Below are 12,136 nucleotides of genomic sequence, written 5' to 3' on the forward strand. Positions count from 1 at the left end.
GGTATATATACACGACGAACTATAACCGACCTTCAAAGAAAATGTACCCTAAGACAAATTTTACTAAATTTTACACAGCCGACACCAGCCAAACAACCATGAAACGGTACCCGCGCCTATAAACAACCAGGGAATATTTGCTAAGCCAGATAGCAAAAACAAGCTGCCACAGAGAAACAATGTCGCACCAACACCAAGTAAATACTGTGACTGCCGCTGTTTTATCTGTTGCCCTCTCAAATGACCTGATAACTTCTCAATACTCACCTGCAAATGTTTATGCTGCTGAAGACTGTCATACACTAATTCAGGTAGCTCTGGCAACTTTTCTGCCCAATAAGGCACCTTTTCTTTCAACGCCCGGATAACAGCGGGCAATCCAACCTGGCTATGCAACCACTCCTCCAGAAACGGTTTTGCTGTTTTCCACAAATCAAGCTGTGGATAAAGTTGCCGTCCTAAGCCTTCTACATACAAAAGTGTCTTTTGTAGAAGAACTAACTGAGGCTGCACTGCCATATTAAAACGGCGTGCAGTATTAAATAGATTCAGAAGTACATGACCAAATGAAATTTCAGCAAGTGGTTTCTCAAATATTGGCTCACAAACCGTACGGATTGCAAATTCAAAATCTTCAACATTGGTATCACTAGGCACCCAGCCTGAATCCACATGAAGCTCAGCAACTTTCCGGTAATCACGATTAAAGAAAGCAATAAAATTCTCAGCCAGATAACGTTTATCATCTTTATTAAGAGAACCAACAATACCGTAATCAATACCAATATAAAACGGATCTTCAGGATGTTCATAGCTGACAAAAATATTTCCCGGATGCATATCCGCATGGAAGAAGCTATCGCGAAAAACCTGTGTAAAAAAGACCTGCACGCCCCGTTCAGCCAGCAATCTCATATTGGTATTCTGCGCTTCCAATGCTTCAATATCAGAAACAGGGATACCATAAACCCGCTCCATTACTAGAACATTTTCACGGCAATAATCAGAATAAATTTCCGGTACATAAAGCGTTGAGCTATTTTCGAAATTACGGCGTAGTTGAATTGCATTAGCCGCTTCACGCAGCAAATTCAGTTCATCAATTAATGTCTTTTCGTATTCCCGCACGACTTCACGAGGACGTAAACGGCGTCCATCGGGTAATAACATTGGTACCCAATTAGCCAGACGGTACATTAACCGGATATCCGCTTTGATAATCGGCAAAATATCAGGGCGGATGACTTTGATAACAATTTCCTGTCCATTCTCTTTTAACCGAGCAGTATGGACCTGAGCAATTGAAGCAGAGGCCAGAGCAATAGGTTCAAAATCATCAAACCAAGTTTCCAATGCCCCCCCTAAAGCGGTTTCAATATATTGACGCGCCAGAGCACCATCAAAAGAGGCAACCCGGTCTTGCAACAATGCCAGTTGATCCGCTATTGCTGGAGGAAACAGATCACGCCGCGTTGAAAGCATCTGTCCAAATTTAATCCAAACAGGCCCTAATTCCTGTAAGGCAAGCCGTAGTCTCTCCCCAAGTGATTTATCTTTATGTCTATTTGGGATCCAGAACAATAAATAACGACCAAAACGAAGAGGCCAGGTTAAGCGAATCCGAGGAATTAGCTCATCTAATCCGTAAGAAAGAAAAACCCGTATGATCAAATAAAGGCGCCTTAATTCACCTGGAGTCATATTTTCCCTCTAATACTGCCAATCGTTGTTCTATTTGCTCGATATCTTTGGCCAACATGCTAACTTCTTCACTGAAATAAGCCACTTCAAGCTGATTTGGGGCCAGTTTCCATTCTTCCGTTAACGCTTCCGCCAGATAATTTTTCTGGCATTCCATTGAACTGGAAACACACTGAAATCCTTTTTTAAGGACTTGACTAATACTTTCGGCAGCGATATCCCCGAAATAAGGAGAAAGATAATGGGCCAAATCCCACTCAACCATATCTAACAAAGCAGACCATTGCTGAACAACCTGCATATCCCCTTCAATAACCATTTCACCGCTATTGAGCAATTTGGAAATTTGTTGGCGATCCCGTAATTTAAGCAAAGCAGAAAAGTGAGTTTTAACCGTACAATCGGCAGATCCGCTCCATTGGCTTAATACGTCCACCTGTTTTTCACTGAATACCAACGTGAGTGGTGTATTCATTTCTTTTAATTCGATCGACAAAACTTTGTCCACCAGCCGCATACGGGCTGGCCTTAACACAGGTTCACGGTACAACAGGTAATTCAACGATGTTTCCATCACTGCGGTTAAAACCGGCGTAAGTGTGGAATTAATAACTGTACTCAGTGATGGTCTTTCCATCTCAAAATTTAAAACCTCTGTGTAGTGCAACAATGCCGCCAGTCATATTGGTATAAGTCACCTGTTCAAAGCCAGCCTCTTCCATCATCGTTTTAAGCGTATCCTGATCAGGATGCATACGGATGGATTCCGCCAAATAACGATAACTGCCAGCATCCTGCACAAAAACCTGACCAATTTTTGGCAGCACATGGAAAGAATAAGCATCATACGCTTTGCTTAATGGCGCGAACAAAGGTTTAGAAAATTCAAGTACCAATAAACGCCCACCCGGCTTCAACACCCGAAACATAGAACGCAGGGCTTTTTCTTTTTCAGTAACATTACGCAAACCAAAAGAGATAGTGATGCAATTAAAATAGTTATCAGGGAAAGGCAACGCTTCCGCATTAGCCTGCACATAGCTGACATTACCAACAATACCAACATCACGTAATTTCTCACGCCCAACCTTCAGCATAGATTCATTGATATCAGCAAGAACAACTTCGCCTTTTTCACCAACTATACGAGAAAATTTGGCGGTCAAATCTCCGGTACCACCAGCTAAATCAAGTATCCTCTGACCTCGGCGCACCCCACTAGCATCAATAGCCACACGTTTCCATATACGATGGATACCAAACGACATTAAATCATTCATTAAATCGTATTTCGCTGCAACAGAATGAAACACTTCGGCCACCATGCCTGCTTTTTCATCCTTTGCTACAGTACGGAAACCAAAATGTGTGGTTTGTTTCGTTTGGTCTACCATGTTATTTGCCCATTTTTTATTCAAAGCATTATAAAAGTGTATCAGCCTTTCAGATAAAACCCTATCCTAGTATTAATCATTAGCACAGAATGGTTGGCTGGCCTTATCAACCAATTCGGGATCAATCGGACGTTTCACCTCAACACCTAAATTACGAAAACTCTCTGCCTGACTTATCAGGTTGCCACGCCCCTCAGTCAGCTTTTTCATTGCCAGTCGATAACTAAGTTGAGCTTTATCCAGACTTTGCCCCAAACCTTGCATGTCATCGACAAACAAGCGCATTTTATCGTACATGCGAGCAGCTTTATCGGCGATTAAGCGCGTATTTTGACTTTGATACTCATAGCGCCACAAGTTATTAATAGTACGCACAGCAACCAACAATGTTGATGGACTAACTAGCATAATATTGTGTTTAAGTGCTTCATCAAGCAGCTCAGGTGCCTTGTTCAGCGCAACCAAATAAGCGGGTTCAACCGGAATAAACATCAATACATAGTCCAACGATTTCAGCCCAGGCAACTGTTGGTAATCTTTGCGGCTCAAACCACGAATATGGCCTTTAATTGAATCGATATGTTCTTGAAGGGCTAACTCCTGCTGATGCCGATCGCCACTGTTAAAATAACGCTCATAAGCGACCAGCGACATTTTGGCATCAATGACCACATCCTTCCCTTGTGGCAAATGAACAATAACATCGGGTTGGAAACGGCGGTTACCCTCTACCTTGATACTTACCTGAGTACAAAACTCATGCCCTTCTCGTAAACCAGAGGCTTCCAGAATACGGGATAACACAACTTCTCCCCAATCTCCCTGAATTTTATTATTACCTTTAAGGGCATTTGTCAGATTAATCGCTTCCTGCGCCATCTGGGCATTCAGTTGCTGTAAGTTACGGATTTCATGTGCAAGAGTATGACGTTCACGGGCTTCCTGACCAAAACTCTCCTGTACCTGCCGATGAAGACCATCAAGCTGTTCACGAAATGGCGCTAAAAGCGTATTGAGACTCTGCTGATTTTGTTCACCAGTACGGCGACCCGTTTGTTCAAAAATACGATTAGCCAAATTCTCAAATTGCGTATTCAAACGTAGTTCACTGTTGATCAGCAACCGCTGTTTCTCTTCAGCCGCAAGGCGACTCTCTTCCAAGCGTGTCGTCACTTCACGCAGTTCGGATTCTTGTACGCTATTGACTTCTCTCTGAGCCCGCAACTCTTGGTTTAACTGTTCGCATTCAACCCGCCAATAAGCGGATTGTTCAATTTTCTCATTAGCAACGGCAAGCTGGCTGTCCAATTTCCGTAATTCCAGCTCTTGCTGTTGAATACGTTGATGAACGGAGAACCAAACGAGAATACCACCGCCCAATAGGCCACCAAGAGCACCTATCAACGCATATAACAACTGGATACCCACCGGTATTTCCTCTATCTCATGCTTTGACCAGATAAACTAAATTGCTACTGTATAGATGTCCAGAATGATTTATACAGATGGCTCAGTCTGCGAAGCCGCTCCCAATTAGCTCACCCATTTCACTAACCATTGCAAACCAAACGCGCCTGGAGCTAATACGCCAAAAGACCAGATAAGTGCGGAACAGATATTCGCTATCTGAAAATAACGCAATGGCATAGTACAAATACCCGCGACTAATGGCACAATTGCACGGAATGGCCCAAAGAATCGACCAAAGAAAATACTCCAAATACCCCAACGCTCAAAGAAATGGTGCACTCGTGTCAGTAGTTGTGGTTTACGGGAAATCGGCCAAATTTTACCAACATCACCTTTAAAATAAGCACCTACAATATAAGATACCCAATCGCCCAAAAAAGCCCCTGCTGCGGCCGCCAACCAAATCGGCCAGAAATTAAGACCACTTTCACCTATTAATGCCCCCAATCCAAGCAATATGATTGTTGCCGGTAATAACAAGGAGAAAAAAGCCAGAGATTCACCAAAAGCAAGCAAGAAAACAATCGGCATGATCCAGGTATCATGAGCTTTAACAAAAGCGATTACCAGATCAACTATTTCATGAAGACTCAAATTCATATTCCTATATTGATCAATATCCCCTATGGATTTCAAGATGCATCGCGACGGCAAGGGCGCGAATCCTCGGGAGCATAGTTAACTATGTCACCGGGGGTGAGCGAGTGCAGCCAACAAAGAGGCAACTGAAAGATAACGGGTATACACATTCAATTTAACCACCGCTGTATTAACCAGAATTAAACCAACTTTTTATTCAAGGAAATAATCTTGTAATTTCTTACGAGCAGTAAAATCAAGACCAAGATCTTTCTCCAGCCATATATCTACACTGCCATAATGCTGGTTAATACTGTTTAATGCCGTCATTAAAAACTCTTCTCTCACGGAATAAACATAAGCGAATTTATCAACCACATCGTCACTCATAGTTTTCGCATGCTCATTTAACAAATATTCACGATAAGGAGCCAGAGTGCAATTAGTCACTAAATAATCTTCCATTACCGTATCCAAATCAGCCCCCAATGCAAATAATACCAGCGCAGAACCTACACCGGTTCTGTCTTTACCTACCGCACAATGCTGGACTATCCCACCTTTTTCCGGTTGTTGCAGTAAGTTAACTAATGTCTTATAGGCTGAATTTTTTAGCGGCAATAATTCATAAAGACGAAACATAAATGCCTGAGGATTAAATTGCTCCAACATCTCTGACGCCAATTTTTCCAGATTTGCATTCACTTCATCAGATAAGGGATTGGCCGGAGCATGATGATAATTAGCACCATTCCATACCAAATCGGGTTTATCCTCTATTTCACTGGTATCACGATAATCTATGATTTGAAAGAGATTTTTATTTGCCAGGAAAGATTGGTCTTTTTCTGTTAAGCGATCCAGAGAACCAGAACGGAAAAGTAAACCTGATTTGATTTTTCCACCACTCGCGACTTTTTTACCGCCTAAATCACGAAAATTAATCCCTCCATTGAGAGGAAGCACTGATGGATGTAATAAAGATGTTGTGATCATGATGACTCTTAATCAATTGTGAGGTGTTAAGACATTAACAGATTTCTATTTAAAATAAGAGTGAGCCGGAATACTCCGGCCCAAAAAGTATGATTTACAGCAAACGGCGAGCAGCTTCTACGACAATCCCCAATGCATTACTTTCTGTTTTCTCAAGTAATTTAACATTAGGAATCTCCTGCTGAGTACGGTTAACAATAACACCGGCAACCATACCCGCACGTAGACCTTGGCTTGCACACATCGTTAATAAAGTTGCCGATTCCATTTCATAATTCATGACCCCCATTGCCTGCCATTCAGCCATTGAGCCCTTGAAACGGCTCACAACACGGCCAGAATAGGTATCGTAACGCTCCTGACCGGGATAAAAAGTATCGGAAGAGGCCGTTACCCCCACATGTACTGTTACACCTAAATCTTTTGCTGCTTCGTACAGAGCCGTCGTACACTCAAAATCGGCAACCGCCGGAAATTCCATCGGAGCAAAATGCAGGCTGGCACCATCCAAACGAACAGCTGCGGTAGTCACCAACACATCACCAACATTGATATTTTCCTGAATTGCGCCTGTTGTGCCGATACGTAAAAAAGTACGTACCCCCAATTGCGCTAATTCTTCAACCGCGATAGAGGTTGACGGGCCACCAATACCCGTAGAGCATACAATGACTGCTGTACCATCAATTTCTGCCCGCCATGACGTAAATTCACGTAAAGAAGCGAGATGAACTGGGTTATCCATCAATCTTGCGATTTTTTCCACACGTTTCGGATCACCCGGAACAATAGCTAAAGTTGCGCCTTGCAGATCGTTTTTGGTCAGACCTAAGTGAAATACATCAGACATATCAGACTCCTCAGCAAGAAGAATTTATAATGAAATTAGTTGAGATCTACTGTATTGGGCATTTATACCCGTTATCCTTCAAGTTGCCTCTTTGTTGGCTGCACTCTCTCACCCCGGTCACATCGTTATCTATGCTCCCGGGGATTCGCGCCCTTGCCGTCGCGAAGCATCTTGAAATCCATAGGGTATAGACATCTTTTAGTGATAAATGTCACTTCAAAGTAATATAAAAAAGAAAAACATACATTATTTTGAGATATAAATCACAAAATAACCATGAAACAGGTAAAAAAACAGGGCGTTTTCTTCCGTCCATAAACTAACTTGAATGAGTTCATATTATGGAAAAACAATCCATTGTTTAGCTATATTTATGTTTCATAACGTATCGAGAAAAATATATCACAGATTATCTCATCGAAATATTTTCTCCTTGAGAGTTAATAGAGGTTAATATCCATCCAATCACAAAGAAAAAATTATCATTTCATAACCCGGTCATAAAACAAAATATTTCCAATAAACTATCAACTTAATCAAATATAAATCACCGTCGTTATTAAAATACTCTCCTAACATTTATAAATCAACAACGCAATAAACTGGACTATTTTTAAAATAACTTTTTCTTATGATGAACATATTAAAAAATTAACTGTATTTTACTTCTATAGCTAATAAATAATTTTTCTTGCTTATTTACCAACATATTACAATTATATTTTCAACAAAAATAAAACAATTACCAAATATAAATATCACAGTTGTCTTTTTATAGGATGCATATTGTTTAGATATTAGACTCTTTCCACCATATAAGGGCACTATTACTATGACTACTATGACTACTATGACGACACAAAAAACAGTTTTAATTACAGGTTTCGAACCTTTCGGTAAAGAAACGATTAATCCATCCTGGGAAGCTGCTAAGCAATTACAGGGGCGAGAATTATGCGGAGCCCGCGTTGAAGCGCGTCAGCTTCCATGTGTGTTCGACGTCTCTCTGGCTTGTCTGTATGCTGCTATTGATGATGTACAACCTGATCTGGTCATTGCCGTGGGACAGGCAGGCGGCAGACCAAATATTACTGTGGAACGCGTGGCAATTAATATCAATGATGCTAGCATCCCTGATAATCAAGGTAATCAGCCTATCAATACCCCCATCGTCGCAACAGGCCCTGCCGCCTACTTCGCCACGTTACCGATCAATGCGATAGTCAAGGGTTTGCGTGATGCAGGAGTGCCAGCCTCCATTTCACAAACCGCAGGCACTTTCGTCTGTAACCACGTCATGTATGGCCTGTTGCATCATTTGGCATGCATCTATCCTGAAATACGCGGTGGAGTTCTCCATATCCCTTATCTGCCTGAGCAAGCAGCTCGGTATTCAGGAACGCCAAGTATGGCCCTAGAAACAGTTATAACAGCGCTGGAAATTGCTATCGATGAAGCATTAAAAAACAGTGAAGATATCGCCAATAATGGAGACACAGCTCATTAATTTGACATTCTGCTTGCGGGACTGAAAGCTTTCCTCTGAGAAAATGACAGGCACAGACAGTATGCTCTACTGATAGTATCAATCAAACAGTAAAGATAATTCTCTCTGTGCCTGCACAATATCCGTATATAAATATCAAATGTCTGATACTTTATTAAATTATTAATCAGCACATTATTTACATAGGTTATTTTATAATTTCAACTGTTATTACATTGAAATTTAGTTTATTCAACAAAACTGCTTATACCGTATGGGAATATAAGTCATCTTTAGTTATGAAATTAGATATACTTTCCAAGTCTATTGATAGAACTATTTCACCTAGTATCCCACGGTTAATATCATATTCATCTATTTTTGTTACTTTTATTTCTGAAAGATGACCATTCATATTTTTAAAATATTCATCCTCATTATTTTTAGTTCTGATTACCCTCCGCTTTGAATACAGATCATATTTATAAACCTCTGTATTGATTCCTTCTGGAAAATACATTTGACCAACAAAAGCAAAGTGCTCTTTGTCATCCACATTTGTGCTTAATTTTCTGATTGCAATATGAATATGAGTCGCTCTACCCGCATAAAACCCAGGATAAATAGTCGTAAAATTAACTATCCCATTTTTATCCGATGGTTGAGCTCCTCTTAGAAAATTTTTATCATCAGTTCTATTGATAGAAGCTACTCCAGCAACGTTAGGGACTACATCGGGGCTAATATAACTCCAACCAGAATATTTCCCCCGACTATTACAATGCCAAATATCAACAAATAAATTATCAACGGGTTTACATGTTTTTTCATCTATGACAGTAATCTTCAATAAAAAAGGTATTCCTAATTCTGAATCAGTAATATCCCTTCTTACAATTTTGTCATTTCGGAAATATGGCCCTGATATCTGCTCTGGCGCAAGCGTACATACGCCTATTCCATGTTGTGGGGATAACTTTTCTTCTGCACGAGCTAAATTCATCGGAGCAAGTGCAGCTGTCGCCGTAATAACAGCACTACTTTTTAAAAAATTTCTTCGAGAGCTACTTTTCTTACCTTGCAACTTATTAACATCCATATAATCCTCTCTTTAATTATTAAGTTTCTATTACAATGCTTCCATCTTGTTACTACCCGGGTTATTTTGTTAATAAAATGTATTTTTTCAAATACCAATATGGCATATATAAGTTACTAAAAGTTTGGTAATAGAAAAGATCCCAGCCAAACCGCACCGTTACATGCTATTGCAAAAAGAAAGATTATTTTATGAAAAATGCCCATCACCAGTTAAAGATGACAGGCAAATTGTTGGATGAGTTATTTCACTGATTCACGGAGGCGTTTCGCCGCTTGTACCATGTTTGCCAGTGACTGGCGAGTTTCAGTCCAACCACGGGTTTTCAGACCACAATCCGGGTTAACCCACAAACGTTCGACCGGAATACGATCAGCCGCTTTACGTAACAGTGCTTCAATCCATTCAACACTCGGTACGTTAGGTGAATGAATGTCATAAACACCCGGCCCAATCTCATTCGGATAAGAGAAGTTTTCAAATGAATCCAGCAGCTCCATATCTGAACGGGAAGTTTCAATGGTAATCACGTCCGCATCTAATGCTGCAATGGAAGGCATGATGTCATTGAACTCGCAATAACACATATGAGTGTGAATCTGTGTGTCATCTTTGGCAATTGCAGCATTCAATTTAAATGCTTCTACCGCCCAATCAAGATAGGATTGCCACTCTTCCCGGCGCAGTGGTAAACCTTCCCGCAATGCTGGCTCATCAATCTGGATGATACCAATACCCGCTTCTTGCAAATCGTCCACTTCATCACGCAGTGCCAATGCAATCTGTTTAGCAATCGTCTCACGGCTGACATCTTCCCTTGGGAATGACCAACAGAGAATTGTCACCGGCCCAGTTAACATCCCTTTGACAGGTTTCTCCGTCAACGATTGAGCATATTTAGCCCATTCTACCGTGATAGCTTCAGGACGGCTGACGTCACCAATAATCACTGGTGGCTTAACGCAACGGGAACCATAGCTCTGAACCCAACCATTCTGCGTAAAGACAAAACCGTCGAGGTGTTCACCGAAGTACTCCACCATGTCGTTACGTTCAGCTTCGCCATGAACCAATACATCTAATCCTAAACGTTCTTGTTCGTTAATTGCCTGCTTAATATGTTCACAGATATTGGTACGATAACTGGTGCCATCTACCCGACCTTTTTTGAAATCCAAACGCAAGCCACGAATTTCCGTCGTTTGCGGGAATGATCCAATGGTTGTTGTCGGCCACAATGGCAAGTTATAGCGCTGACGCTGTATTTCCGCACGCTGTAGGTATGGCTGATTACGCTCACTGTCCTGTGGATTAATTGCCGCAAGGCGCTCAGTAACAGCCTGATTATTCACCCGTTTAGATTCACGACGAGCACGGATTGGCGCACTGTAAGCATCCAATTCTGCTTGTTTACTGCCATCTGGCTGATTCAATGCCGCAGTCAGCAAAGCTAACTCCTCACATTTCTGCAATGCGAACGCAAACCAGCTTTTCACCTCTGCATCAAGCGCAGTCTCATCACTCAGATCAATAGGGCTATGCAGAAGAGAACAGGAAGAACCGATCCACAGTGTGCGGCTACCTACCAATGGCTTAATTAGCTGATGCTTAGCGGTTAAATCAGCACGCCATACATTACGACCATTAATCACACCAAGGGAAAGCACCCACTCTTTCGGCAATGATTCATGCAGTTGCGCGATATCATCCTGACCAGCAACCAGATCCACATGTAGCCCTTGTACCGGCAAGGATTTAATCGTTTCTAGATTGTGACCAATGCTATCGAAATAGGTAGTCAGCAATAATTTAACCTGTCCTTGAAGTGCCTGATAAGCAATCGGATAAGCTGTCAACCACTCTGCTGGCAGTTCCAGTACCAGCGCAGGTTCATCAATCTGAACCCATTCGATACCACGTTTAGCTAACTCAGCTAATACTTGCTGATAAACAGGAAGAATATCTTGCAATAAAGAGAGGCGATCAAATACCTGACCTTTCACTTTACCCAACCACAGATAAGTTATCGGCCCCAGTAAAACGGGTTTCACTTGATGGCCCAGAGATAAGGCTTCATCCACTTCTTCTAGTAACTGAGTCCAACTCAGCTTAAATTCCTGCCCTTGCTGAAATTCCGGCACGATATAATGGTAGTTAGTATTAAACCATTTAGTCATTTCGGCGGCGGCAGCAGGTTCACCCGTTGGCGCACGACCGCGAGCAATACGGAACAGTGTATCTAGATCAATCGTGCCATCTGGATTCTGGTGACGCGGTGGCACATTACCGAGTAGTAAACTGGTGGTTAGAACATGATCATACCAAGCGAAATCACCAACCGGCACTAAATCAACACCAGCCTGCTTCTGTTGTTCCCAGTGACGGGCACGTAACTCACGGCCAGTTTCCAATAATTCTTGCTGAGAAATTTTCCCTGCCCAATAATTTTCCTGAGCCTTTTTGAGTTCTCTTTTCAAACCGATACGTGGAAAGCCAAGTGTGTGATTAATAGTCGTCATTTCATTATCCCGTCATTTTTAGCCGTCTAGATGTTTACACAT

At 41.6% G+C, this 12,136-nt stretch carries 10 protein-coding genes; 1 reads left to right on the plus strand and 9 read right to left on the minus strand.

What is annotated here, in order from left to right:
* Positions 1–63: 63 nt before the first annotated feature.
* The 7 genes from ubiB to udp all read right to left on the minus strand — a co-directional run bounded on the left by ubiB (position 64) and on the right by udp (position 6,990).
* Positions 64–1,701, minus strand: a complete 1,638-nt coding sequence (gene ubiB / locus PluTT01m_RS22640) for a ubiquinone biosynthesis regulatory protein kinase UbiB (protein ID WP_011148501.1) — start codon at positions 1,699–1,701, stop codon at positions 64–66.
* A complete protein-coding gene (gene ubiJ, locus PluTT01m_RS22645; RefSeq protein ID WP_041380407.1) occupies positions 1,688–2,338 on the minus strand; it encodes a ubiquinone biosynthesis protein UbiJ in 651 nt (216 codons plus the stop codon). Before ubiJ ends, ubiB begins: the two co-directional genes overlap by 14 nt.
* A gap of 1 nt (position 2,339) precedes the next feature.
* Positions 2,340–3,095: a bifunctional demethylmenaquinone methyltransferase/2-methoxy-6-polyprenyl-1,4-benzoquinol methylase UbiE gene (gene ubiE / locus PluTT01m_RS22650; RefSeq protein ID WP_011148503.1), complete on the minus strand. Its 756-nt coding sequence runs from the start codon at positions 3,093–3,095 to the stop codon at positions 2,340–2,342.
* A gap of 72 nt (positions 3,096–3,167) precedes the next feature.
* On the minus strand, positions 3,168–4,499 hold the full coding sequence (gene rmuC / locus PluTT01m_RS22655) for a DNA recombination protein RmuC (RefSeq protein ID WP_049789848.1): 1,332 nt from the start codon (positions 4,497–4,499) through the stop codon (positions 3,168–3,170).
* A 129-nt stretch (positions 4,500–4,628) separates the two neighbouring features.
* Positions 4,629–5,165, minus strand: coding sequence for a DedA family protein (locus PluTT01m_RS22660; protein WP_109791876.1), 537 nt, complete (start codon positions 5,163–5,165; stop codon positions 4,629–4,631).
* A 192-nt stretch (positions 5,166–5,357) separates the two neighbouring features.
* Complete coding sequence (locus PluTT01m_RS22665) at positions 5,358–6,140, minus strand: tyrosine-protein phosphatase (protein ID WP_011148506.1); 783 nt, start codon at positions 6,138–6,140, stop codon at positions 5,358–5,360.
* Between the two features lie 94 nt (positions 6,141–6,234).
* The gene (gene udp / locus PluTT01m_RS22670) at positions 6,235–6,990 is read right to left on the minus strand and encodes a uridine phosphorylase (protein ID WP_011148507.1); all 756 of its coding nucleotides are present in this window, start codon (positions 6,988–6,990) and stop codon (positions 6,235–6,237) included.
* 850 nt (positions 6,991–7,840) lie between these two features.
* Here udp and pcp point away from each other — a divergent pair.
* On the plus strand, positions 7,841–8,497 hold the full coding sequence (gene pcp, locus PluTT01m_RS22675; protein WP_011148508.1) for a pyroglutamyl-peptidase I: 657 nt from the start codon (positions 7,841–7,843) through the stop codon (positions 8,495–8,497).
* 244 nt (positions 8,498–8,741) lie between these two features.
* Here the strand turns inward: pcp and PluTT01m_RS22680 are convergent, their stop codons facing one another.
* The gene (locus tag PluTT01m_RS22680; protein ID WP_011148509.1) at positions 8,742–9,575 is read right to left on the minus strand and encodes a dioxygenase family protein; all 834 of its coding nucleotides are present in this window, start codon (positions 9,573–9,575) and stop codon (positions 8,742–8,744) included.
* A gap of 242 nt (positions 9,576–9,817) precedes the next feature.
* The gene (gene metE, locus PluTT01m_RS22685) at positions 9,818–12,094 is read right to left on the minus strand and encodes a 5-methyltetrahydropteroyltriglutamate--homocysteine S-methyltransferase (RefSeq protein ID WP_011148510.1); all 2,277 of its coding nucleotides are present in this window, start codon (positions 12,092–12,094) and stop codon (positions 9,818–9,820) included.
* Positions 12,095–12,136: the final 42 nt, after the last annotated feature.

Source organism: Photorhabdus laumondii subsp. laumondii (assembly GCF_003343245.1).
Lineage (GTDB): Bacteria > Pseudomonadota > Gammaproteobacteria > Enterobacterales > Enterobacteriaceae > Photorhabdus > Photorhabdus laumondii.